The organism is Shewanella sp. GutDb-MelDb (assembly GCF_002836075.1).
Lineage (GTDB): Bacteria > Pseudomonadota > Gammaproteobacteria > Enterobacterales > Shewanellaceae > Shewanella.
In genome coordinates this window covers 31,878-57,135 of the sequence record NZ_PJBM01000222.1, presented here as the reverse complement: position 1 = coordinate 57,135, position 25,258 = coordinate 31,878, and the positions used below count along the sequence as shown (strand labels likewise).

At 43.3% G+C, this 25,258-nt stretch carries 23 protein-coding genes and 1 other annotated feature; of the genes, 15 read left to right on the top strand and 8 right to left on the bottom strand.

What is annotated here, in order from left to right; genetic code table 11:
• Positions 1–5 precede the first annotated feature (5 nt).
• From trmD to CXF82_RS10900, 8 genes are all read left to right on the top strand, one after another.
• Entirely contained in the window at positions 6–752 is a 747-nt protein-coding gene (gene trmD, locus CXF82_RS10935) for a tRNA (guanosine(37)-N1)-methyltransferase TrmD (protein ID WP_101090470.1), read from the top strand.
• 36 nt (positions 753–788) lie between these two features.
• The gene (rplS, locus tag CXF82_RS10930) at positions 789–1,142 is read left to right on the top strand and encodes a 50S ribosomal protein L19 (protein WP_101090469.1); all 354 of its coding nucleotides are present in this window, start codon (positions 789–791) and stop codon (positions 1,140–1,142) included.
• 390 nt (positions 1,143–1,532) lie between these two features.
• The gene (locus CXF82_RS10925) at positions 1,533–2,624 is read left to right on the top strand and encodes a 3-deoxy-7-phosphoheptulonate synthase (protein ID WP_101090468.1); all 1,092 of its coding nucleotides are present in this window, start codon (positions 1,533–1,535) and stop codon (positions 2,622–2,624) included.
• A gap of 14 nt (positions 2,625–2,638) precedes the next feature.
• A complete protein-coding gene (gene tyrA / locus CXF82_RS10920) occupies positions 2,639–3,778 on the top strand; it encodes a bifunctional chorismate mutase/prephenate dehydrogenase (protein WP_101090467.1) in 1,140 nt (379 codons plus the stop codon).
• A gap of 293 nt (positions 3,779–4,071) precedes the next feature.
• The gene (gene hcp, locus CXF82_RS10915; RefSeq protein WP_101090466.1) at positions 4,072–5,736 is read left to right on the top strand and encodes a hydroxylamine reductase; all 1,665 of its coding nucleotides are present in this window, start codon (positions 4,072–4,074) and stop codon (positions 5,734–5,736) included.
• Positions 5,737–5,831: 95 nt separating this feature from the next.
• Positions 5,832–6,929, top strand: a complete 1,098-nt coding sequence (locus CXF82_RS10910; protein WP_101090465.1) for an FAD-binding oxidoreductase — start codon at positions 5,832–5,834, stop codon at positions 6,927–6,929.
• A gap of 137 nt (positions 6,930–7,066) precedes the next feature.
• A complete protein-coding gene (locus CXF82_RS10905) occupies positions 7,067–7,405 on the top strand; it encodes a hypothetical protein (protein ID WP_101090464.1) in 339 nt (112 codons plus the stop codon).
• A 44-nt stretch (positions 7,406–7,449) separates the two neighbouring features.
• The gene (locus tag CXF82_RS10900) at positions 7,450–8,736 is read left to right on the top strand and encodes a cation:proton antiporter (RefSeq protein WP_101090463.1); all 1,287 of its coding nucleotides are present in this window, start codon (positions 7,450–7,452) and stop codon (positions 8,734–8,736) included.
• 81 nt (positions 8,737–8,817) lie between these two features.
• Here the strand turns inward: CXF82_RS10900 and pheA are convergent, their stop codons facing one another.
• Both pheA and hpf read right to left on the bottom strand, forming a co-directional pair.
• A complete protein-coding gene (gene pheA / locus CXF82_RS10895) occupies positions 8,818–10,794 on the bottom strand; it encodes a prephenate dehydratase (protein WP_101090462.1) in 1,977 nt (658 codons plus the stop codon).
• Positions 10,795–10,827: 33 nt separating this feature from the next.
• Positions 10,828–10,948 (bottom strand) — a sequence feature (Phe leader region).
• A 117-nt stretch (positions 10,949–11,065) separates the two neighbouring features.
• On the bottom strand, positions 11,066–11,428 hold the full coding sequence (gene hpf / locus CXF82_RS10885; protein ID WP_101090461.1) for a ribosome hibernation-promoting factor, HPF/YfiA family: 363 nt from the start codon (positions 11,426–11,428) through the stop codon (positions 11,066–11,068).
• 308 nt (positions 11,429–11,736) lie between these two features.
• On the opposite strand from hpf, the gene CXF82_RS10880 reads away from it, so the two are divergent.
• Positions 11,737–12,414 carry a cytochrome b/b6 domain-containing protein gene (locus CXF82_RS10880; protein WP_102044193.1) on the top strand — a complete coding sequence of 226 codons (678 nt, stop codon included), beginning with the start codon at positions 11,737–11,739 and terminating at the stop codon, positions 12,412–12,414.
• A gap of 71 nt (positions 12,415–12,485) precedes the next feature.
• Here the strand turns inward: CXF82_RS10880 and CXF82_RS10875 are convergent, their stop codons facing one another.
• On the bottom strand, positions 12,486–12,929 hold the full coding sequence (locus tag CXF82_RS10875) for a c-type cytochrome (protein WP_101090544.1): 444 nt from the start codon (positions 12,927–12,929) through the stop codon (positions 12,486–12,488).
• Between the two features lie 233 nt (positions 12,930–13,162).
• Between CXF82_RS10875 and trpR the strand changes: the two genes are divergently transcribed.
• Complete coding sequence (gene trpR / locus CXF82_RS10870; protein WP_101090459.1) at positions 13,163–13,438, top strand: trp operon repressor; 276 nt, start codon at positions 13,163–13,165, stop codon at positions 13,436–13,438.
• A gap of 292 nt (positions 13,439–13,730) precedes the next feature.
• Here trpR and slyD read toward each other — a convergent pair whose 3' ends face one another.
• A complete protein-coding gene (gene slyD / locus CXF82_RS10865) occupies positions 13,731–14,351 on the bottom strand; it encodes a peptidylprolyl isomerase (RefSeq protein ID WP_101090458.1) in 621 nt (206 codons plus the stop codon).
• A gap of 712 nt (positions 14,352–15,063) precedes the next feature.
• Between slyD and thrA the strand changes: the two genes are divergently transcribed.
• The 4 genes from thrA (at position 15,064) to CXF82_RS10840 (ending at position 20,371) form a co-directional block, all read left to right on the top strand.
• Positions 15,064–17,529: a bifunctional aspartate kinase/homoserine dehydrogenase I gene (gene thrA / locus CXF82_RS10855; RefSeq protein WP_102044192.1), complete on the top strand. Its 2,466-nt coding sequence runs from the start codon at positions 15,064–15,066 to the stop codon at positions 17,527–17,529.
• Positions 17,526–18,458: a homoserine kinase gene (thrB, locus tag CXF82_RS10850; RefSeq protein WP_102044191.1), complete on the top strand. Its 933-nt coding sequence runs from the start codon at positions 17,526–17,528 to the stop codon at positions 18,456–18,458. Before thrA ends, thrB begins: the two co-directional genes overlap by 4 nt.
• A gap of 78 nt (positions 18,459–18,536) precedes the next feature.
• The gene (thrC, locus tag CXF82_RS10845) at positions 18,537–19,823 is read left to right on the top strand and encodes a threonine synthase (protein WP_101090454.1); all 1,287 of its coding nucleotides are present in this window, start codon (positions 18,537–18,539) and stop codon (positions 19,821–19,823) included.
• 257 nt (positions 19,824–20,080) lie between these two features.
• The gene (locus CXF82_RS10840; RefSeq protein ID WP_101090453.1) at positions 20,081–20,371 is read left to right on the top strand and encodes a hypothetical protein; all 291 of its coding nucleotides are present in this window, start codon (positions 20,081–20,083) and stop codon (positions 20,369–20,371) included.
• A 21-nt stretch (positions 20,372–20,392) separates the two neighbouring features.
• Here CXF82_RS10840 and nfo read toward each other — a convergent pair whose 3' ends face one another.
• Complete coding sequence (gene nfo / locus CXF82_RS10835; RefSeq protein ID WP_102044190.1) at positions 20,393–21,250, bottom strand: deoxyribonuclease IV; 858 nt, start codon at positions 21,248–21,250, stop codon at positions 20,393–20,395.
• A gap of 221 nt (positions 21,251–21,471) precedes the next feature.
• Between nfo and CXF82_RS10830 the strand changes: the two genes are divergently transcribed.
• A complete protein-coding gene (locus CXF82_RS10830) occupies positions 21,472–22,011 on the top strand; it encodes a hemerythrin domain-containing protein (RefSeq protein WP_180960998.1) in 540 nt (179 codons plus the stop codon).
• A 54-nt stretch (positions 22,012–22,065) separates the two neighbouring features.
• Here the strand turns inward: CXF82_RS10830 and CXF82_RS10825 are convergent, their stop codons facing one another.
• From CXF82_RS10825 to tal, 3 genes are all read right to left on the bottom strand, one after another.
• Positions 22,066–22,254, bottom strand: a complete 189-nt coding sequence (locus CXF82_RS10825; RefSeq protein WP_101090450.1) for a DUF3545 family protein — start codon at positions 22,252–22,254, stop codon at positions 22,066–22,068.
• A 234-nt stretch (positions 22,255–22,488) separates the two neighbouring features.
• Positions 22,489–24,126: a glucose-6-phosphate isomerase gene (pgi, locus tag CXF82_RS10820; protein WP_102044189.1), complete on the bottom strand. Its 1,638-nt coding sequence runs from the start codon at positions 24,124–24,126 to the stop codon at positions 22,489–22,491.
• Between the two features lie 18 nt (positions 24,127–24,144).
• Positions 24,145–25,101 carry a transaldolase gene (gene tal / locus CXF82_RS10815; RefSeq protein WP_101090448.1) on the bottom strand — a complete coding sequence of 319 codons (957 nt, stop codon included), beginning with the start codon at positions 25,099–25,101 and terminating at the stop codon, positions 24,145–24,147.
• Positions 25,102–25,258 lie beyond the last annotated feature (157 nt).

Below are 25,258 nucleotides of genomic sequence, written 5' to 3'. Positions count from 1 at the left end.
AGCAGATGTGGTTAGGGGTAGTAACCCTGTTTCCGGAGATGTTTCGTGCCGTAACAGACTTTGGCGTAACGGGTCGTGCAGTTAGCAAGGGTTTGCTAGAGATGCAAACGTGGAATCCTCGTGATTTCACCCATGATAAACATAATACAGTGGATGACCGCCCATACGGTGGTGGCCCTGGCATGTTAATGATGGTGCAACCTCTACGCGATGCCATCCATGCAGCAAAAGCTGCAGCTGGAAAAGAGGCAAAGGTGATCTACCTTTCTCCTCAAGGCCGTAAGCTTACACAGCAAGGCGTTGAAGAGTTAGCAAAGTCATCCAGTTTGATTTTAGTGTGTGGACGATACGAAGGTGTCGATGAACGCATTATTCAAACTGAAGTGGATGAAGAGTGGTCGATTGGAGATTACGTGCTTTCGGGCGGTGAAATACCAGCGATGACTTTGATTGATTCAGTATCGAGGCTGGTTCCTGGCGTGCTAGGAAAAAAGGCTTCGGCAGAGCAGGATTCCTTCTCTGACGGTTTACTGGATTGTCCCCACTATACGCGTCCTGAAAGTATGGATGGTCTGGATGTTCCAGCCGTATTGTTAAGTGGAAACCACGAACATATTAGACGCTGGCGTCTGCAACAAAGTCTCAGTAGAACTTTGTTAAGACGACCAGAATTACTTGAAAATCTAGCTCTGACTGGCGAACAAAAGCAGCTTTTAGCTGAATTTGTAGACAGCATCAAACAAGATGATTAGTCGAAGCGCAGTTATTACTAGAATGGAGTTTATTTAATGAATAACATCATCAAAATGCTCAACGAAGAGCAAATGAAAACCGACGTACCAGAATTTGGTGCCGGTGATACAGTAGTTGTTAAAGTACGTGTTGTAGAAGGCGGTAAAGAGCGTCTACAGGCGTTCGAAGGCGTTGTAATCGCTAAGCGTAATCGCGGCGTTCACTCTGCATTCACAGTACGTAAAATCTCTAATGGTGAAGGTGTTGAGCGTGCGTTCCAGACTCACAGCCCAATCATCTCTAGCATCGAAGTTAAGCGTCGCGGCCGTGTTCGTCGTGCTAAGCTTTACTATCTACGTGAACGTTCAGGTAAGTCTGCACGTATCCGTGAGAAGCTCGGAACTAAGTAATTTAGTCCCTAGTTATAAAAAAGATGCAGTGTTCGCACGAGAGACCGCCTATATGGCGGTTTTTTGTGAGCTGCGATTCAGTAAAAAGTCACTTTAGTTTACCTATTACACTTCATCTCCTACTCGCAAAAATCTCTCTTCATATACTTGCACCTAGATTCCTCAGCTAATCTGTTTAATTAATTGAGCTTAGTAAAACCGGCTGTAAGCACAAAATTATTCATTTACTGCACTTGCTACTTGATCTTAATCAGACGGACAGGCATAGTGCTCTCAAGGTGTAATGGTGTAGCATTACGCAATTACGTATAATTTAGTAAGATTAACTGTTAATTGAGGCGACAATGCCGCAAATTATTAGCCAGTTAACACTTAAATCAGGTGATAAGCATGCAGCAAGATACGATAAATAATATCCATATTAGTTCAGAGAAAGTGTTGGTGACTCCAGAGGAGTTAAAGCGCGATCTCCCCTTGTCTGCTCATGCTAGCCAATATGTCCTTAAGGCCCGTAAAACGGTATCTGACATCGTGCATAAGCGAGATAATCGAGTCTTGGTGATCTCCGGACCTTGCTCTATTCACGATATCGATGCTGCCAAAGAGTACGCACTTAAGCTGAAAAAGCTACATGATGCGTTAGGCGACCAATTCTATGTGTTGATGCGCGTTTACTTCGAAAAGCCGCGTACTACCGTGGGCTGGAAAGGCATGATTAACGACCCTGATATGAATGAGTCGTTTAACGTTGATAAAGGATTACGTAAGGCACGCGAATTGATGATTTGGCTGGCTGAGCTTGGACTTCCTGTCGCCACTGAAGCGCTTGATCCCATTAGTCCACAGTACATGTCGGAACTGATCACTTGGTCAGCGATTGGAGCTCGTACCACTGAATCGCAGACTCACCGCGAGATGGCATCAGGACTCTCTATGCCTGTCGGCTTTAAAAATGGTACTGACGGAAAACTTGGAGTAGCAATCAATGCGCTTGAATCTGCTGCGAGTAGCCATCGTTTTATGGGGATTAACCAAAAAGGTCAAGTTGCCTTACTGCAAACGGCTGGCAATCCAGACGGTCATGTGATTTTACGCGGGGGTAAAGCGCCAAATTACGATGCGGATAGCGTCGCTGAGTGTGAGAAGCAACTGCATGCCGCTAAATTGAACGCGCGCCTAATTGTGGATTGCAGTCATGGTAATTCATCAAAAGATCACAACAAGCAAGTTCCTGTGTGTGAAGATGTGTTCCGCCAAATCGTTAATGGTAACCAGTCTATTATTGGGGTGATGCTAGAGAGTCACCTTAATGCGGGTAAGCAAAGCAGCAACTTACCGTTAAACGAATTAGCTTATGGTGTCTCGGTGACAGATGCTTGTATCGATTGGCAATCAACAGAAGCATTATTACGCACTGGCGCTGCAGACTTAGCTTCAGTATTACCAACAAGGTTTGATATGCTGAACGTTGCGAACGGCTGATGGAAGAGAGAGTGATGAACGAGAAGACCACTGCAGAGCTTGAAAACCTGCGAGACTTAATTGATGGCGTTGACCAACAATTACTCCACCTGCTGAGAAAACGGTTAGATCTAGTGGCACAAGTGGGTGCTGTTAAGCACGGTGCTGGCCTCCCGATTTATGCTCCTCAACGTGAAGCGTCAATGCTGGCAAAGCGTCGCGGCGAAGCAAAAGCGATAAATGTAGAGCCACAGTTAATTGAAGATATTTTAAGGCGTCTAATGCGCGAGTCTTATCTTAACGAGAAGGACGTTGGATTTAAGCAGGTTAATCCTGATCTCGGCCATGTGGTGATTGTTGGCGGTGAAGGCAAGCTGGGCGGCTTATTTTCGCAAATGCTGACCCTGTCAGGATATGAAGTTAAATCTTTAGATAAAGATGATTGGGTTAATAGTCAGACGATTTTTGACGGAGCAGGGCTGGTTATTGTGACTGTGCCGATTAACATCACTTGTGAGTTGATTGCCAGCAAACTAACGCAATTACCAAGCCACTGTATTCTTGCTGACTTAACCTCGATTAAAACCGCACCTGTTGAAGCCATGTTAGCAGCGCACTCAGGCCCTGTTTTAGGCTTGCACCCGATGTTTGGGCCTGATGTGGGCAGTTTAGCAAAGCAGGTGGTCGTGGTGTGTCATGGCCGTGACCAATCTCAATACCAATGGTTGATCGAGCAGATTGAGATCTGGGGTGCGCGTATCGTTGAAGCCGAACCAGAGAAGCATGATAAAGCGATGCAACTCGTGCAGGCAATGCGACACTTCTCCTCTTTTGTTTACGGGCTTAACCTCTATAAAGAGGAGGCTGATATTGAATCTCTGCTGCAGTTTAGCTCACCAATATACCGTCTAGAGCTGGCTATGGTAGGGCGTTTATTTGCCCAGAGTCCTGAATTATATGCAGATATTATTTTTGCTCAAGAGGACAGTTTGGTGGCGATTAGCGATTACCTCGAAAACTACTCTCAAGCCTTGTCGGTATTAAAGTCAGGTAACCGAGAAGCGTTTGTTAAACAGTTCGAACAAGTGGCGCAGTGGTTTGGTGATTTTGCACCACAGTTCCAAAGAGAAAGTAGAGCGATGTTGCAATCGGTCAATGATATGAAAACCGATTAGTGTGATTTGAGCGGATGTCATATCAATATTAAAGGAGCTTAGGCTCCTTTTTTATGGTCAAAACCACCCCAAAAGCCAATGAGAATAAATAGCATTATCAGTGCGATTTTTAGCCCGTATCAATATCCTGCACATTTTGACCAATTAGTTAAAATTAGCGACAGCTTAAGGTGATCTCATTCATAGTTTTAACCATTAACCATAGAAAGTACTTTTGCAATTTCTTAATCGGCGTACACTAATTTCAAAAGATGCAATCTAAATGCATGTATTAGGTATTAGGAGTAAACGTCGTGTTTTGTATTCAATGTGAGCAAACAATTAGAACGCCTGCGGGCAATGGCTGTAGTTACACTCAAGGTATGTGTGGCAAGTCGTCAGATACATCTGATCTACAAGATCTTCTAATCTACATTCTTCAAGGCGTGTCAGCATATGCTGTACGTGCTCGTGAAGTCGGTGTTATCGATCACGAAATCGATACGTTTGTACCTAAGGCGTTTTTTGCAACGCTAACTAACGTTAACTTCGATGATGACCGTATTATTGGATACACCACGCAAGCAAACGCTTTCCGTAGCCGTTTACAAACAGCTTATGAAACTAAATGTGCTGAACTGAATATTGAAGCTAAAGCGCCAACGGCAACGATGCAGCTAGTATTAGGTGCTACTAAGCCAGAGATGCTATCTCAAGCTTCACAAGCTGCGCCTAACCGTGGAAAAGACGAAGTTCATGAAGACATCATGGGACTACGTTTACTTTGTTTATATGGCCTTAAAGGCGCTGCTGCATATATGGAGCATGCTCGAGTACTTGACCAAACCAACGATGAAGTTGCTGGTGAGTTCCACGAGATTATGGCATTCCTAGGTGAAGATTCTGTTGATGGTGACAAGCTGTTTGACACTGCAATGCAGATTGGTCAACTTAACTATCGCGTAATGGCGATGTTAGATGAAGGCGAAACTCACTCATTTGGTCATCCAGAGCCAACTCAAGTGAACACCAAATCTATAAAAGGTAAGGCTATCTTAGTGTCGGGTCATGACATGAAAGATCTAGAGCTTATCTTGCAACAAACTGAAGGTAAAGGCATTAACGTATTCACACACGGTGAAATGTTGCCTGCACTTGCTTACCCAGAACTTAAGAAATTCCCACACCTTGTCGGTAACTACGGCAGTGCATGGCAGAACCAGCAAAAAGAATTTTCAAACTTCCCTGGTGCTGTCGTAATGACGTCTAACTGCATAATCGATCCTAATGTGGGCGATTATTCAGACCGAATCTTCACCCGTAGCATTGTGGGTTGGCCTGGTGTTAGTCATATTGTTGGTGACGATTTTAGTGCTGTTATTGCTAAAGCTGAGTCTTTAGAAGGCTTCGCCTATGATGAGATCCCCCATCTAATCACTATAGGTTTCGCTCGTAACGCACTTATGGCTGCAGCGCCTACAGTGATTGAGAATGTTAAGAGTGGTGCTATTAAGCATTTCTTCTTAGTCGGCGGTTGTGACGGCGACAAAGAAGAGCGTGGATACTTTACTGATATCGCGACTCAAGCGCCGGCTGATTCAGTCATCCTGACGCTAGGTTGTGGTAAGTATAAGTTCAACAAACTTGAGTTTGGTGACATCAACGGTATCCCACGTCTATTGGACGTTGGCCAGTGTAACGATGCTTACTCGGCTATCCAACTTGCGATTGCGTTGTCTGAAGCATTTGAATGCGATATCAATGAATTGCCATTGACGCTAGTACTGTCTTGGTTTGAGCAAAAAGCGATTGTAGTGCTGCTTACTCTACTCTCACTGGGTGTAAAGGACATTTTGACTGGCCCTACAGCGCCAGCGTTCCTAACCGCAAACTTGGCTAATGTATTAGAAGAGAAGTTTGGACTGCGTACAACGACAACAGTTGAAGCGGATCTTAATCGCATTCTAAACGTAGCTTAAACGCCTGTTTAGTTGGTGATGAGTAAGTAATAATGGCCACTCATATGTGGCCATTTTTATGTCAGAAATATTTTTAACATCTAGGTTAGAGTGATATGGCTAATAATATAAATGTGCCGGCGACAGAGCAGTTTGAAGCTAAGCAGTGGCAAGCAGGCGAGCATCAGTTAGTGTGTGTTGAAAAGTGGAACGAGACTCACGATGTCGTTAGTTTTCGCTTTCAAGGTATCAAGCCGGTAAAGTTCCACTTTAAACCAGGACAATTTTTAACATTATTATTAGAGATTGATGGCGAGAAAATTGGTCGTAGCTATACGATAAGCTCATCACCTTCACGTCCATTTTCTGTGGTGCTGACGATCAAGCAGATCGATGGCGGCAAAGTGTCCAATTACTTGGCTAATAATTTAGACATTGGCCATGTTGTGCGTGCACTTGGGCCTGATGGCGCATTTAATCTTATTGATATCGAAGCTGAAAACTACCTGTTTTTAAGCGCAGGCTGCGGCATTACGCCGATGTACTCGATGTCTCGATGGTTAGCCGATACTCAAATTAGCCCTGATGTTTGTTTTTTACACAGCGCAAAATCAACTCAAGACCTTATTTTTAAAGATTCACTTGAGCAGATTGCCGAGCGCAGTCGTCAATTTAAGCTCAACTATATTTTAGAAAATGTTGACGCTGAGCCTTGTGCCCATGTTGACGCGCTGGCCGGCCGATTATCAGCCGATAACTTGCAACGCTTAGTGCCAGATTTTCAATCTAGAACCGTGTTTGTTTGTGGACCAGAGCAATACATGGCGGCGGTAAAAGCCTTGCTTGAATCACTTAATTTTAATATGGCGCAATTTCATCAAGAAAGTTTTGGTTCATTCAAAGGCGACTTAGGCGAGCTAGCAGCAGCAAAAGAGAGCACCTCGAGCGACGATGCGAGTGGCTTTATGCTGCGAGTTGGCGATAGAACACGCTCACTTACCAGCGGACAAACAATACTTGATGGCGTTGAAGCTGAGGGACTGCCTATCATTGCGGCTTGTCGCTCTGGTGTTTGCGGTGCTTGTAAATGTAAGGTCGTAGAAGGTGAAACTGAATCTTCTAGCCAAATGTCATTGACGTCAGATGAAATAGCACAAGGTTATGTTCTGGCTTGTTCAACGAAGTTGAAGTCAAATGTGACATTAGAGCTGTAGCTTTAGAGGCTATATTTTTTGTTAATAAATTTGAAATAAATCAGCGTGAAAGTTGCGTAACTCACCATGAGAAAGTAAGGTTAATGACAGGACGTGATGGAATTTGCGCCTGTCTTTTCTTTCTTGGCGGAGTGGCTATGACATCAACAACGCATTCTGAAGCTTTACCTCTAGAAGATAAAAGCCTTGCTCATATGCTGTATGGGCTTATGGCCTGCTTTCCTATTCTGTTACTCCCAGCTGCATTGAGTTTGTTTATTAACTTAAATCAGCGTCAAAACACCCTAAGTTCAGTCCTTGTGTCACATCTTAGATGGCAACGTTGGTCGATTATCTGCATGCTGCTGTTTATGTTAGTCGGCTACTTAAGCAATCAACCTTGGTTAAGTGCCACACTTTATGTCGCTGGTGCGGTTTGGTTTAGTGGTCGTATTTTTAAAGGCTGGCTAAGTTTAATCGAAGGTCGTTGTATTTAGTCCCCTCTTGAACCATTTTTCCGCTTACATTGACGAGTACTGCCGTGACTAGTTACGAAATCCTTTGCCTTTTATCTGCATTGTCATTAGTGGTATCGCTGATCTCTTCACGCTTACACCGCTGGCAAGATACCATCACTATTACAGCACTTGCGCTGCTTCTTAGCCTCCTAATATTGGCCGCAGGTAAGATTTTTGGAGTCTCTGTTTATTCGAGTTTAGTGACAGATCTTGAACAGTTGGACTTTAAAGCATTACTGTTAAACGGAATGTTAGGTTTTTTACTTTTTGCAGGCGCCTTACAAATTAAATTGAATGTGCTCAAACAGCAGAAATGGGAAATATTCATTCTGGCATTTATTGGTACCTTAATATCGACAGTGGTCATTGGCGGCGTGCTGTACATAGTCGCAGGCTTATTAGGTTTACCCCTTGCATTGAGTTATTGCTTATTATTTGGCGCGCTTATTTCTCCAACAGATCCAATCGCGGTATTAGCCATTATTAAGCAACTCGGCGCTCCAGAAGATATTGCTACCCAAGTTGAAGGTGAGTCATTATTTAATGATGGTATCGGTTTGGTTATCTTTGTTGCTATTTCACAAGTTGCCTTTTCTACTGAACCCTTAACGATGGCGGGTATTACAGGACTGTTTTTGCAGGAAGCGGTTGGTGGGGTACTGTATGGGACTTTGCTGGCGGGCGGATTACATTTAATGTTGAGCTTTGCGGAAGATCGCACGCAGTATTTATTGATGACACTGCTGATCCCTACTGCAGGGTATGTGGTTGCGGATATGATTGGTGTCTCAGGGCCTCTAGCGATGGTAACGGCTGGGATCATCGCGGGCAATATCAGCATACCTAAATTACTAAAAGAGTCCGAATGTGCAACGTTAGGGAGCTTTTGGGGGCTGATTGAATCTTTCTTCAACTCGCTATTATTCTTACTGTTGGGTCTGTTATTGCTGCTGATCAATTTTGACGCCGAACTTTGGTGGTTTATGTTGCTCTCAGTACCTATCGTATTATTAGGGCGTGCAGTCAGTATCTACTTACCCTATTTTGGCTTTCGTCATTTTAAGCGCTACAACTCTTATGCGGAGCGAGTTCTTATTTGGGGAGGGCTGCGGGGCGGTCTAGCCTTAGCGATGGCGATGAGCTTACCGACAGGGATAATGTTAGCCGATGGAAACGCTATCGATTTACGAGACTTATTAATGGTAATGACTTACGCGGTAGTGGTTTTTTCTATCTTGGTACAGGGAACGACAATCCCGAGCTTAATTGATAAGTGTAATGCTGAAGAGGCTGAGAAGGGGGCTGATTAATTAAAATAGCGTTTAATATAGAGTTTGATAACGACCGCCAATTGTTGCTGGCGGCCGCTCTATTAGGCTAATCGCTATAGATTATCGATATAAGTTGTTAAGGAGGTCATTAAGCAATGTTTGTTGCTCTTTACTCGTACCAACTTGTTCTATATTGGCAATATTAACGACGATACCATCACCACCCAATTGCTTAATGGCTTTGGTAAAACTGGGTAATTGTAGCGTATCAACTGCATAGCAAGGGTTGACTAACACTGGTAAATGACTGGCATTTTTTAGCTCAACCAAGGCGGCTAAATCGAGAGACGGCTTACCTGAATTGTTTAGTGTGCTGACACCCGACTCACACAATACCAGCTGCTGATTCCCTTGACTTAATACCACTTCTGCAGCATTAAGGAAGTCATCGACACTTGCCATGGTGTTACGCTCCAATATCACAGGCAGTAACAGTGAACCCAGTTGAGTTAATATGGCTTGGTTGTACATTTGTGTACCTGACAACATAATCACATCACCCAGCTGTGCAGCAATGGCTAAGTCAGTTTCATGTTCAACCATTAAGATACACACCAGCCCAAACTGATCCAATGTATGTTTGAACTTGTTGAGTGAGGTTAGTAAATCACTTTGCTGGCTCAATCCCTGGATCACAACGGCTTGAAAGCCAGATTCTTTGAGTGCTTTAGCACGCTGCTCAAATTGGCTGATTTCAAACGGCAATTGCAGTTGAGCAATCGCACCGGACTGATCATTGCCGATGCTAAGTTGACCGCAGATTATTTCGGTCGCCGTTGTTTTATAAGCTTTACTGTAACGCTTCTGTTTACTGCTTGCAGAGCTTGGTGTCGTGATTGATTTAGAGGTGATTGGTTCAATCATCAACTGGCTATTGCTTAACTGCGTTGGATTGACCGTTTCGCATGGATAGCAACCTAGCACTTTGATAAATCTTGTGGTTCTTTCTAACTCTTTCAATGCAGCTTGCATAGGTTCACTAGAAAGATTGGCGTCGATATCAAGGTAGAACATCTCCTCCCAAGGAGTACCTGGGATAGGGCGAGATTCAAGCTTACTCATATTCAGATTTCTGGCTTTTAAAACGAGTAGCGCTTCAACCAAGGCACCAGGCTTTTGCCCTGTGGCCATAATGAGTGTGCATTTTGCGGGTAGCTGTTCGGGCACATCAACTGCTTTTCGTGCGACCACAATAAAACGGCTTTGGTTAATTTTTTGATTGGCTAAACCGGTATCGATAGCTTCGAGTTGGTATAACGCGCCGCCTTCACTGCTGCCAATCGCCGCAACACTATTACTCTCTGCGTTGCACACCATCTGCATCGCTTCGGCACTGCTTGAGCAATACTCTAACTTGAAGTCACCATGTTGGCTTAGATATCGACTGCACTGGCTGATCGGTTGTGGGTGAGCATAAACCGTTTTAATATCATTGATATTACTGCCGCTATTAGCCAATAAACAGTGACCCACTTCGATTGTGGTTTCACCGACAATCGCGAGGCTTGTATGTTGCAGTACATCATAAACTTCGTTGATTGAGCCTGATGAGGTGTTTTCAATCGGTAAGAAACCATAATCAGCATGGCCTGATTCAACAGCTTGAACAATCTCATCAAAGCTTTGGCAACCCAAGTCTTGCATTTCGACCTGGCGTCTGTCGCAATAACGGCTGGCGGCTAGGTATGAATAAGAGCCCCGGGCGCCAAGGTAGGCGACACAATACTGCTGTTGCTGTGTTTCAGGGTTCGCACGGCCATGGAGGTAGGCTTGTTGGTTAAGTACAGAGTCTTCAATAATGCTTTGATATAACGAAATCACATAGTGTGCATCTAACCCCTGTTCTCTGCCTTGTTTAACGAGGCGTGCGAGCAGTTCTTTTTCACGGGTGGTATCACGTATAGGCCTTACATCCACTTCTTTACTGCGAGCAACATCTAAACTTAACTCTCGGCGTTTTGCCAATAAAGCCAAAAGGTCATTGTCGAGAGTCGTGATTTGCTCTCGAGTGTGGTTTAAAGGTTGTGGTTTGCTCATTTGGGCCTCTACATCTTATTTAGCGCGCTTAGAATTAAAAAAGCCTCCCATGTGGGAGGCTTTGGAATTTTTACTTTCGTTTTTACACCGAAATTCCGCCTCCGAGGGTGGGGGGCATAAAAAAGAAAGTAAAAAAGGCAGTCTGGATTTTTTTCATAGAATTAAACTAAAGCGGAGTCGGTTTTCTGTCAATCAAAACTTAGTCAATTTGAAAATTTTGTAATAAAAAGCGCACTCGAGGTGCGCTTTTGGACAAAAATTAATAATAATATCAAGCTGCGTATTCCTCCTCATGGCTGTAGTCAAAGCCGTCATCGATCGCATCATCTTCTCTTTTAAGTGTGGCGTGACGTTGGCTTTCTGGTTTATGTGTTAGGCGATTGAGCTGTTTCTCCAGCTTTTGTCCCATTGCAGTGATTGCTGCGTATAGGTCTTCATGTTTCGCCTGGGCAAATAACTTGGCATTTGGAATGCCGACGGTAGCTTCAATCTTAAAACCTTGTTTCTCCTGTATTATGATGACGTGTGGATTAATAAGCTGCACATCATGTCGTGCTAATTTCTCTAGTCTTGCCTCAATACGTTCGCGGATAGATTCAGTAACTTCAAAGTGCTTGCTAGTAATCTTTATCATATTTCGAACCTTTTGTTGTTTCCTTGAATTCAGACTAACAATCTGGCTAATGAAAGTTGTGATCTGAATCACGTTTTGTAGGGTCTCTGAATCTGTTCGCTTTTTATTTGATCACTTAGATAAATATAGTCAATAACTGCTAATATTTCCTTGAAAATACCAAAAAACAAGTTCATATTTGAATGGATAAGGGGCGACTGAATAGGCCCTTTTGTAAAAATCTTAGCGTTAATAACCCCATAGCTCTATCCACATTCCCAATATATAATGCTCACAAAAGACCAATTAATTAGTGAGAGTTATCATTCATGGCGCAAAACATTGTCAAAGTAAAAATATGGGACATTCCAACACGACTCTTTCATTGGGGAATGTTGTGTTTGCTTGGCGGTTTATGGTGGACGGCGGAATCGGGAGAAATGGAGTGGCATCAACTTCTGGCTTACTGCTTAATGATCTTGCTTGGAATGCGATTACTCTGGGGATTTATCGGTAGTGATACCGCTAAGTTTAGCCATTTTGTACACTCTCCTAAAACAGTCTTTAGCTATTTGAAGAAAACTAAGCAGCATGGCATATCAGCTTCAATAGGGCATAACCCCATCGGAGGCTATATGGTTGTGGCGCTAATATCTCTAATGTGTCTTCAGTTATTCACTGGATTGTTTGCGACGGATGAAATATTTACAGAGGGTCCTTTGTACTCAACTGTGAGTGGTGATACTAGTTTATGGCTGACGTGGTTACATAAGAAGAATTTTGATTTGATATTAGTCTTGGCTGCTATTCATGTGTTGGCTGTTGGGGTGCATATGTTGAAAGGTGACAAGATCCTTGCAGCGATGTTTAGTGGCTATAAGCGTTTACCAGGAGAGCAAGAGCAGACATTAGCGTTTGCTTCTGTGCTCAAGGCATTTGCTATCGTAATAGTCATTGGCGCGCTAGTGGTTAACTATTTGATGCTACCAATTATCCAGATGCTGTAAACGTCACTGATGGACGAAAGCTTGATGTAGAATAAAAGAGCCAGCGGCTATTAGCGCTGGCTCATTATTAACTAATCTTTTTTGTAAACGTCATGACAACCTTTACAGCTTTTCCCTGTATTCATAAAGGCTTTCTTTATCTCCTGCTTATCGCCTTTCTGTGCGACTAAAGCGAGCACTGCTGCATTTTCTTGGAAAGTCTTCATCTTGGCATCAAAATCTGCTTTGTCGCTCCAGACTTTTGCTAGGGCTTCAGTATCACCTTTGTCTGAACCAGCAATGAAACCTTCAAGAGGTAGCATAGAGAGTGCAGCAACATTGGTTGCTCGCGTCGCGAATACGCTAGCATCGTAATCTTTCTTGCCCTTTAGCATTGCGCCCATGTCACCAAAGTTATAGGCAATCATCCCAAAAGCAGATTGACGATAGTGAATAGCATCGTCAGCGTCTTCAAAATTATTAGCTTGCACGCTGGTTGCGATAGTAGCAGTCGCAGCTAGTGCGATTAGACTCATCTTTAATGATTTTTTCATGGTTATTCTCACGTTTTTATTATGTTATGCGACTAGATTCACGCTATTGTACCTACTTTTGGCTAGTGGACTCCATTCGTTTTTGGCCAAAATTACGCTTAGTTACAAATCAATTGATTTAACAGTGCTGTTTGCTCGTATCTAAAGTACGTGACTGGAAATGGTTTCCTGATAGACTGACTGTAATGATGCACTAGTACACCATTGAGGCTGAAATGCGAGCAGAGTGGGATTTAGTTTTAGATAAAGTGATGGCTCAAAACGATCATAGCGCTTTAGTGACGTTATTTGAATTACTGCTAACGGAGGAGGAACGCAGTGCAGTGGCAGGCCGATTAAAGGTTTTTCAAACTTTATTACGTAAAGAGATGAGCCAACGACAAATTGCACAAGAGTATCAAATTAGTATCGCGACAATAACGCGCTGCTCAAATTATCTAAAGCATATGTCAGTAGAGCAAAGAGAGCAGGTAAAGTTGCTAACGTTATAGCGTCTATATGCCGTAGGATTCATGTATCTTGCGTTTACCATAACCTATCCACTCACAATCGCCCCGGCTGCAAAGGATTATCCTGAATACGGGAACGACTTTTGTGTTTTGTTGGTATATACGTTAATGAAGCACAATGATGGGACATGTTGATATCGATAGCAGGCTCGGAAGCCTTTCATATCATATTTTTAAACGCCATATATCGATAGGCTGATTTAGCGCATAAAAAAACGCGTTTCATTTTAGTAAATGAAACGCGCTTTATTTCAGTCAAAAGAGTTAGATGAGCTTAGTGCTTACAACCACAGCCACCGTTGCCATCGCAACCTTCTTTTACTTCTTTCGTTTCATCGTCACTGCAGCATCCGCCTTCATGACTGTGCTCATGATCGCCACCACCACAGCATCCACCTTCATGTGAATGTTCGCCACCGCCACAGCTTCCGCCTGCATGGATATGACCGTGGGCAATCTCTTCTTCGGTTGCTGCACGAACTTCAAGCACTTCAACATTAAAGCTCAGTGTTTGACCGGCTAGTGGGTGATTACCGTCAACAATAACAACGTCATCTTTCACTTCAGTCACTTGAACAGGACGTTGTCCCATTTCAGTTTCAGCAATAAATCGCATACCAGGAACGATATCTTCGATATCGCCAAAAGATGCTATTGGCACTTCTTGGCACAAGCCATCATGATATGCGCCATAAGCTTGCTCAGCATCAACGGTGACGTCAAGAACGTTACCTTGCTCTTTACCTTCAAGAGCTGCTTCAAGGCCTGGGATCATATTTTCTGCGCCGTGCAAATACAGCATCGGCTTGCCTTCAAAAGAGCTTTCAACAAGCTGACCTTTTGCATCTGATAATCGGTAATGGATGCTTACAGCACATTTTTCGGTGATTTTCATATTGGCTCCAATCGGTAATTTGCGCGCATTCTAGCTTGCTTTTTGTCAATTTGCGACAGGTTGGATTCACTTATGTTACCTACACCACATCTTTATTTGAGCTGAGATAAATTCAACAAAGCTGACTTGGTTTTGCTTATAGCTAAACATCATAAGCAGTGCTTTTTTATTTGGTTTGTCGTTATAGCCAAGTTTAAAAGCCTAAACTCAGGTGTAAATTGTAAAGTTAGCCGTTGGGGTATACTGGCTAGCCAATCTATTGTTTGTCACTTTATCATCATAGTAAGAGATGGGGCTTAACAATTAATTGTTTATTAACAATTGGTTAGTTGTTAATTCTATATATGTTTACGTAAGAGTAACCTTTGGTGGTAGTCGCATTTACAGAGAGGTCTTCTCCTAAACCATGATTTATACCGCTTTTTGGCTGATTATTTAAGATGATGGTTATTAATGACAATAAACCCAATTTAGGGGTTGACACATCTTGGTTAAAAAGCAATTCTGTTAGCACACAAATTAATCCAATTGGATGAAACCTAATTTATATGTTTAGCCACGTTTTAATGATCACCACGATTATTACAACCACCACGATTACCATCGTGGGGGCGGGCTAAGCACAATCTGATATAAGTTAAATATCAAGCCCGCTCCCCACAAAGGAGCGGGCTTTTTTGTTTCTTTAGTGGCGCGGTACAAGGAGTTTTCGATGAAAGTAATGAAATTTGGTGGTACCTCGCTTGCAAATTGGCAGCGATTTAGAGCAGCGGCAGATATTGTTATCCAGTCGGCAAAGACAGAAAGTACAGCTGTTGTGCTGTCCGCACCCGCAACGGTCACCAATGGCTTAATTGAAATGGTTGAGGTTGCTGTTAATGGCGGTGACTATAAAGCCGTGTTAGCCAAAGTAGAGCAAGTGTTTAATGCTTTGTACGGTGACGCTGCTAGCACACTAACAGATGAACAAAATAAAAGACTCAGTGAACGTTTGCTGCAGCAAATGAAGTTTTGGGGCGATAAGCTGGCCGGAATGAGTTTGCTTAATGAGTGCCCTGAGAGTGTCGAAGCAGCGGTGTTAGTGGGGGGCGAAAAATTGTCTTCTGCATTGATGGTTGAGGTGATGAAAGCTGCTGATTACCCATCGGCAATATTGGACCCTGAATCATTGTTGGTGGGTTATGGCCCACGTTTAGAGTCAGCCGTTGATATTGAAGCGAGTAAGTTACGCTTTAACGCATTAAACTTAACAGATGCTCATGTTTGGGTGATGCCTGGTTTTACCGCAGGAGACAGTGAAGGAAAAATTGTTACATTAGGGCGCAATGGCTCCGACTATTCTGCGGCGGTGCTCTCAGCTTGCTTACAAGCGAGTTGCTGCGAGATCTGGACTGATGTTGATGGCGTTTATAATACCGACCCACGTGTGGTTGCTGACGCTAAACTGCTACCTCAAATGAGTTATCAAGAGGCTATGGAAGTTTCTTACTTTGGTGCAAAGGTGCTGCACCCAAAGACTGTGGCTCCTATCGCGCAATACCATATTCCTTGTTATATCCGTAATACGCTCAACCCTAAAGCTGTCGGGACGCTAGTATCCAACGCACCTGATGAAACAGGGCTGAATGTTAAAGCGATCTCCAACCTTGATGATCAAACGATGTTTGATGTTTCGGGGCCTGGAATGAAAGGCATGGTGGGCATGGCCAGTCGTACATTAGGCGCGATATCACGCTCGGGAGTTTCCGTTTCACTGATTACGCAAAGCTCGTCTGAATACAGTATTAGTTTCTGTGTCTCCACCGAAGACGCAGCTAAAGCCAAATATGCGCTAGAGCAAGAGTTTGAGCTCGAACTTAAAAGCGACCTGTTAGAGCCGATAGAGATGCGCCATCAGTTGGCGATAGTGTCACTGATTGGTGATGGCATGCGCACCCATAAAGGGGTTGCGGCAAAGTTTTTCCAAGCCCTTGCACAAGCAACCGTTAATATTGTCGCCATTGCCCAGGGCTCTTCAGAGCGTTCAATCTCTGCCGTTATTGAGCAGCGAAAAACCAAACATGCTATTTCGGCATGCCATCAATCTTTCTTTGATGTTCAGCACTATCTTGATGTTTTCCTTGTGGGCTGCGGCAATGTTGGCGCGGGGCTACTTGAACAGATAAAACAGCAACGCCAAATGCTTAAAGAGCAGCATATCGCCGTAAGGGTTTGCGGTATTGCGAATTCAAAGCAGATGTTACTCGATGCTCAAGGTATCGATTTATCGAGCTGGCAAAAGCTGTTAGCAGAGTCAAATCAAGCCGCGAGTATCGATGAGATGCTGGTATGGGCTAAAGAGCAGCAGTTACTAAACCCTGTGCTCGTTGACTGTACTTCGAGTGAATTTGTGTCTGATCAGTATTTAGCAGTGATGAATTCTGGCTTGCACGTGGTAACGCCAAATAAAAAGGCCAATACTCGTGATATGGATTACTACAAGGCATTGCGTCAAACAGCGCTAAAACAGCGTCGTCAGTTCTTGTATGAAACCACTGTTGGAGCGGGATTACCTGTTATTGATAACCTTAAAAAGTTGTTATTCGCGGGTGATAAACTGCTGCGTTTTAACGGTGTATTATCTGGCAGTCTTTCGTACATTTTTGGCATGTTAGATGAGGGGATGACTCTGTCTCAAGCCACCAGTATTGCAAGAGAAAAGTGTTTCACAGAGCCGGATCCTCGTGAGGACTTAAGCGGTATGGATGTTGCTCGTAAAGTGCTTATTTTGGCCCGAGAAGTCGGTATGGAGCTAGAGCTGTCGGATATCAATGTTGAGTCAGTGTTGCCTGAGTCATTTGATGCATCGGGTGACGTAGAAGCGTTTATGGCAAATTTGCCCTCAGCAGATAAAGCAATAGCACAGCGTGTTGAAACGGCTAAGGCTGAAGGCAAAGTACTGCGTTACGTCGGGCAAATTGATGACCAAGGCTGTAAAGTTAAGATTGCAGAGGTGGATGCAAATGATCCGCTATACAGTGTAAAAGGCGGAGAGAACGCATTAGCATTTTATAGTCGCTACTATCAGCCAATACCATTCGTGCTTAGGGGGTATGGCGCAGGAACCGATGTGACTGCAGCAGGAGCGTTCGCCGATATTTTAAGAACCCTTAATTGGACTCGTGAGGTTGGAATATGAGCGTAACCATTTATGCGCCCGCTTCAATGGGCAATGTGGGTGTCGGTTTTGACTTGCTCGGTGGGGCATTAGCCCCAATAGATGGTAGTTTACTTGGCGATAGAGTGACGGTTGAATCGGCTGAGCAGGGACTAACATTGAGCGTAATAGGGCATTGGGCCAACAAGCTACCCGCTAATCAGAGCGAGAATATTGTTTATCAGTGTGCAACGTTTTTCCTTGAGCATTTAGGCAAAGATGTCGGGCTTAAGCTCACGCTAGAGAAGAACTTACCCGTTGGCAGTGGTTTAGGCTCTAGTGCCAGTTCCGTTGTGGCAGCGCTAGTAGCACTCAATGAATATTTTGATAATCCTTTTTCTGAGCAGGAAGTGCTTCGGCTAATGGGAGATTTTGAAGGCAAAATTAGTGGTTCGGTACATTACGATAATGTCGCGCCATGCTTTCTTGGCGGTATGCAATTAATGCTTGATACGCCGCAGGTTATTTGTGAGCCGATACCCACGTTTAAACAGTGGTATTGGGTGGTAGCCTATCCTGGGATCTCGTTATCGACGGCACGAATGCGCCAGTTGATGCCAGAGCAGTATTCAAAGCAAACCACAATTGATTTTGGCCGTTACCTCAGTGCTTTTGTGCACGCTTGCTATAAGCAAGACGACGCATTGGCTATCTCGGTACTCAAAGATGTGCTTGCTGAGCCTTATCGCGCAACAGAGATCCCTCATTACCAACAAGCTAAGTCTGCCCTTGCGGAGATAGGTATGCTAACAACGGGGATATCTGGCAGTGGGCCTACCTTGTTCACTATTACTGATGATATAGAAACAGCAAGAGTTGCTAAGCAGTGGTTAGATGAAAATTATATTGATCAAGCATTAGGCTTTTCACATATTTGCCAAATTGATGATTTAGGGGCTCGTCGAGCCTAATTTATAAAGAACAAATGTGAAGTAAATAACGTGTAATAAAAACTATCAATACAGCATTGAGAATCAAAGGACGTCATCATGGAATTATATAATCTGAAGCACCCATCCCAGGTGGTAAGCTTTACCCAAGCGGTTAAACTTGGACTTGGAAAAGACCGTGGGCTTTTCTTTCCAAAAAATATTCCTACATTAGATGATATTGATGGCTTACTGGCACTGCCGTTTGTGGAGCGCAGTAAGAAGGTCATCGGCGCTTGGCTAGCTGAAGAGTTGGGCCAAGATACCGTTGACCGTTTAGTTGAGCGAGCCTTTAATTTTGAGCTGCCGCTGGTACAAGCAGACAAGGATTTGTATAGCTTAGAGTTATTCCATGGTCCGACGTTGGCCTTTAAAGATTTTGGCGCACGCTTTATGGCGCAGTGCTTAAATGCGTTGGCAAAAGACGAAAAAATCAATATTTTAACCGCGACTTCTGGCGATACTGGCGCTGCGGTAGCGGATGCATTTTACGGGCTGGATAATATCAACGTCGTCGTGCTCTATCCTAAAGGTAAGATCAGTGTACTGCAGGAAAAGATGTTTACGACGCTAGGTGACAATATTCACACTGTGGCTGTCAGTGCTGATTTTGATGCATGCCAAACCTTAGTGAAACAATCATTTGAAGACAGCGATATTCGTGATGGCTTACATCTAAACTCTGCTAACTCAATTAACATCAGCCGCTTATTGGCGCAGATTTGTTACTACTTTGAAGCCGTCGCGCAGTTTAAGAAAACGAATAACTCAGATCCTGTTATCGCAGTGCCAAGCGGTAACTTTGGTAATCTGACAGCAGGTCTATTTGCTAAAGCGATGGGATTGCCGATTAAGCGCTTTATTGCTGCAACCAATAGCAATGATACCGTGCCACGTTATCTCGACAAGGGGGAATGGTCCCCACAGCTGACCGTTGCGACTATGTCGAACGCGATGGATGTTGCTGAACCAAGCAACTGGCCTCGAGTTGAAGCCATTGTTAAGGCGATGAACTGGTCATTAGCCGATATTAAAGGTATTGGCGTGTCAGAGGCGGATACCGCCGATTCAGTTAAAGGGCTTCATGCAGTGGGTTATCTCTCTGAGCCACATGCCGGTATTGCGGCGTTTGCTTTAAAGCAAACGATGGTGACAGGTGAAAAAGGTATCTTCTTAGGGACTGCCCACCCCGCAAAATTTAACGAAGTGGTTGAGCAGATTTTGGACATTGAGTTGCCGCTGCCGCCCGCACTTGCGAATGTGGTACCTAAAACTATTTTGTCAGCCCATTTACCAGCAGACTTTGACGCATTAAAGCGGCACTTATTTAGTATCTTAGTAAAATAGCCGGAATTATAACGACTCACCATTAAAAAGAGCAGCTGTTATAGCTTCTCTTTTTTTGTGGTGAAAGTGTGGCTTATGTGCTTTTTTATCGACTTTGGAGTGAGGTTGCTGCTGCAATGTCATTGAGCTTCGTTGTGGCTGTTAACAAATGGGGCGGAATGTATTAGTTAGATCTACTTTAGCGTGACTTAGATCCCATTGTTTACTCAAGATATTTTATATTGTGCGGCGCAGTTTTTATAAAAGGTGTCGTATCTGTGTTACGTTTTGTCGTCAGTATATTGTTACTCAGTTTGTTAAGTGGTTGTGCCAGTGAAGAATTTCAGCTGTACCACAGGATAAATGAAGCATACGATTTTGAAGTCACCCACTGCGATAGCTTTGCAATGGTTAGAGGCATAGGACACGGAGAAAATGCGCTCGAAGATGCCAAACTAAGTGCTATAAAGCAGGGTGAAGAGCTCGAAGGAACACACATCGTTTGGTTACAAATCGACTTAGGCGAGCCAACTAAAGTGGTTGCGGTTATCTATAAATGCCTAATGTAATCATCTGTATTAGCCTCGTATTCATGGTGCTTTAGTTAAACTGCGTAGCCAATTAATCTCTTCAGGCCACAGCTCAGCACTGGTTGTTTCTAGAATGAGCGGAATACCCTTAACAGCGTCAAGTGTCATTAGCGTCGCAAACGCTTCTGCCCCTATTTCCCCCTTACCCAGAGATTCATGACGATCAACGCGGCTGTTAAGTCCTGTTTTACTGTCGTTTAAATGCATGGCTTTGAGATATTGATTACCAACAATTTCATCAAATTCATCGAAAACGGCCTTACAGCTTATCTGACTGCGAATATCATACCCTGCAGCAAACATATGGCAGGTGTCGATACAAACTCCGACGCGTGACTTGTCTTCAACGCCGTCAATTATCTGAGCGAGTTGCTCAAAACTATGACCCAGGTTTGAGCCTTGGCCTGCAGTATTTTCGATCACCGCAGTCACGGTACTTGAACGCGTCAGTGCTAAGTTTATCGACTCGCTTATTCGCGTGAGGCATTTATCGGTGTCAATTTGTCTTAGGTGGCTACCGGGGTGAAAATTAAGCAGGGTTAAACCTATTTGTTCACATCTGGCGATTTCATCATAAAAAGCTTCACGTGATTTAGTGAGTAGCTCATCATCTGGGTGCCCTAAGTTAATCAGATAGCTGTCATGGGGTAAAATAGCATCCATTGAAATGTTAGCTTTGTGACAGTTTTCTTTAAATAGCGTTATTTGCTTTTCATCTAGCGCCTTACTTGCCCAGCGGCGCTGATTTTTAGTAAATAACGCAAAAGCGTTAGCGCCGATAGCGGCAGCATTTGTGGGAGCATTTGCTATGCCGCCAGAGGCACTAACATGTGCGCCTATAAAGTAGTTCGGTTGCATTGTTTCTTCCTGTATTTTTGTTGATTAATTCAGCTGACGGCCTGACAACATTAGTTTCAACGGTACTAGTCTCTATATTGGGTAAATAAGTGGTTGTAAATTAGTCTGATTTTGTTGATCTCTGTCACGATGATACACATTCTCTTTTTGTTATAGTTGGCCGTTATTCGTACTGTTTACTAATATTGTATCTAGTGGGGCGAATTTGGGTGGAGAAAACTATGCTAGCCAGACTGATGCACGATCACAAGCATATTGGTATTTTGCTTAAGATTTTAAAGACAAAACACATTAAGCTAGCGGCAGGTGAGGGGATTAACTATAACTTAGTCCGCGATATTGTTGAATATATGCAAAGCTATGCTGAGCACAGCCATCACCCATTAGAGGAGGTGATCTCAGAGTTTTATTGGAACAAGTTAGGCAGAGCCCATATTAATGAAACATTAACTGCGGAGCATAGAAAGTTGGTTGATTCGTCGGCATCTTTAATGGCGACACTCAATTTAATTCTAAGTGATGTGGTGGTGTCTAAAGAGCAGCTCGTCAGCGACTTAGAAGGTTACGTTGAACTGCAGCTGTCGCATATGGAGTTTGAGGAGTCGACGGTATTTCCAAAATGGTCTGATGTGATTACTGAGGAGGACTGGAAAACGGTGGTGAAGATGTGTGATGCAAGGCTGATTGATGATCCGTTATTTAGTGAAAGTGACAATGTGCTGTTTGAGGAACTAAAAGAGTATATTGAAATAGCCGATTAACGATGTTGCTAGGATCAAAAAGAGCGCTATATGCGCTCTTTTTAGTTTACTTGTTTACATTAGGAGGCTGTCTAATTCACCGTCAAAGCCGTTGTCCATATCTTGCAGCTCTTTAAGCAAACGATATTTTTCTTTTAGCGCTTCAATTTCGCGCCACTTACGCTTTTTATTGGAGCTTTTTGAGCGGCTTGTAGGCTTCTCAACGATACTATCTAGCGCACTACCATAATCAAGTCTATTCATGGCAACCTCCTATAGTTTATTTTGTCTTCAAATAAATAGCATATTTTTCAAGCATAGTGCAACATAAATGTTTCATTTATGTTAACTGGAGGTGAAGTTTTAATGTTGGTTGAAATGATATATGGCTGATAAACATGAATCAAAATCATGTTTTTTGGTGTAGCTAGCTGTGAAAACTAAAAAAGCCAGTCGAAACTGGCTTTTATAAAGGAATGGTAATCGTGTACTGTTTGCTTATATTTTGTGCTGTTTGAATATATTAATTAACGCATTGCTCGATGTATCTAAATCGGTGGCGTCGGTATTGGCGGTTAGCCTGTCGAGAACATCGTTCCCCAATTGCTTACCTAGTTCAACTCCCCATTGATCAAAAGAGTTAATCTGCCATATCGCACCCTGAACAAAGGTTCTGTGCTCATATAACGCAATAAGGGCGCCTAATGTCGAAGGTGTTAGCTTATCCATTAACAAGGTATTGCTTGGCTTATTACCTGGCATCACTTTATGCTGAGCAATAAGTTGCTTGTCACTGTCTGATAGTGAACTACTGTTAAGTTCAGCTAATGCTTCATCAAAGGTTCTACCTTGCATTAATGCTTGGGTTTGCCCAAAACAGTTAGAGGCAAGTTGCACATGATGCTCACCGAGTGGATTATGACTGTTAAGTGGCATAATGAAATCGGCAGGGATAAGTGCGGTACCTTGATGTAAAAGCTGGTGGTAAGCATGTTGTCCATTGGTCCCTTCACCGCCCCAAATTACAGGTCCAGTGCTGTAGTCCACGTCAGTACCGTTGAGCGTGACTGATTTACCGTTACTCTCCATATCAAGCTGCTGGAAGTAAGCGGGTAACCCTCGCAAATAGTGATCATAGGTGAGCACAACATGAGATTGAGCATTAAAGAAGTTGCCGTACCATAAGGAGAATAGCCCCATAATGACGGGCATATTGTTCTCTAACGGTGTTTGCATAAAATGATTGTCCATTTCATGTGCACCGGCTAATAACTCACGGAAGTGGTCCATTCCGACTAATAGCGCGATAGGTAATCCAATCGCCGACCAAAGTGAGTAACGTCCGCCAACCCAATCCCACATCGGGAAGATATTACTTGCATCGATACCAAACTCAGTGGCTTTAGCAACATTAGAGCTAACAGCAACAAAGTGTTTAGCAACATCCGCTTGCGTTGCTCCTTGGGTCAAAAACCATTCTTTTGCACTAAGGGTGTTGGTCAACGTCTCTTGAGTGCTAAAAGACTTAGATGACATAACAAACAGCGTTGTCTGAGGATCTAGTCCCTTAAGCTTTTCAGTAATTGAGGTGCCATCAACATTTGCAACAAAATGACAATTTAACTGACCTGTCCAATAAGGACGCAGGGCTTGAGAGATTATCTTAGGACCTAAAAATGACCCACCAATTCCAATACTCACAACATCAGTAATAGTCTTGCCGGTGTAGCCTTTCCATTCACCAGTCGTTACCGAGCGAACAAAGCGTTCCATTTTGTCTAAGGTTTGCTGAACTTCAGCCACAATATTGACACCGTCAACATGAATAACCTTATCTTTTGGCGCTCGCAATGCGGTATGAAGCACCGCTCGTTGCTCGGTATTATTAATGATGTTGCCAGCAAACATTGCTTTGATTTTTTCTTCAAGCTTAGATTCTTTTGCCAATGCAAACAGCAGTGACAGAGTTTCTGTTGAAGCTCTATTTTTAGAGTAATCTAAAAGCAGTCCACATGCCTTGGTCGACATATCGTCAAATCGCTGTGGTTGTTGCTGGAACAGCTCTCGCATATGCGGCACTGTTGTACTGTGTTTTGCTAGCGCTTGCCAACTAGCAAGCTGAGTCAGTTCGGTCATTTTAGTAGTCCTACTTCATTAAGACGTTAGTTCTGCTTTTAGCATGACTTCGAGTTTACCTTGGTCAATTGCAAAGTTACGGATCCCTTCAGCTAGCTTCTCTACAGCCATAGGTTCTTCATTAAACGCCCAGCGGAATTGTGCTTCAGACATTGCTGGCTCTGCTGCAACCATTTCTGTTGCTGGAAGTAGTTTTTGAACAATCGGTGTATTGCTATTAGATAACTCTTCTAATAATGCAGGGCCAATGGTTAATCTATCACAGCCTGCTAGTTCAATGATTTCACCAGTGTTACGGAAGCTTGCACCCATAACGACGGTATTAAAACCATGACGTTTGTAGTAGTTGTAAATGTTAGTGACAGAAACAACACCCGGATCTTCACTTGCTGAATACTCAAGACCAGTATCTTTTTTGTACCAATCTAGAATGCGGCCAACAAAGGGCGAAATGAGATAAACACCCGCTTCAGCACATGCACGCGCTTGAGCAAAGCAAAAAAGTAGCGTTAGATTACAGTTGATGCCTTCTTGTTCGAGTTCTTTCGCTGCGCAAATACCTTCCCATGTAGAAGCTAACTTAATCAAAATACGTGATTTATCAATACCTGCTTCTTGATAAAGTTTGATGAGTTTATGGGCTTTTGCGATTGAGGCAGTTTTGTCAAAAGAGAGACGAGCGTCAACTTCTGTTGAAATACGACCCGGAACAATTTTTAGGATCTCTAGACCGATATTGACGGCTAGCTTGTCACCGGCATCTTCAATCTGTTGCGCAACATCATTGCTTTGGCTTTTTGCCCAAGCAATAGCATTTTCAATTAGGCTACTATATTCAGGAATTTGCGATGCTTTTAGGATTAAAGATGGGTTTGTAGTGGCATCTTCTGGCTGGTAACGTTTTATGGCTTCAATATCACCAGTATCCGCAACTATGGTTGTGATGGGTTTAAGTTGTTCTAAAGTGTTGGCCATGTGAATTACATCCTTCTCAATGAGCAGCATAAGTTTGATGGTTAATTAGCAGGTATTAAAAGCCATTTTTATGATCATTCCAACTAAATATGAAAAAAAATTACAGAAAAGTTGTAAAAAATCAGTAAATGCGCATTTTTTGGTAATATAGCTACTA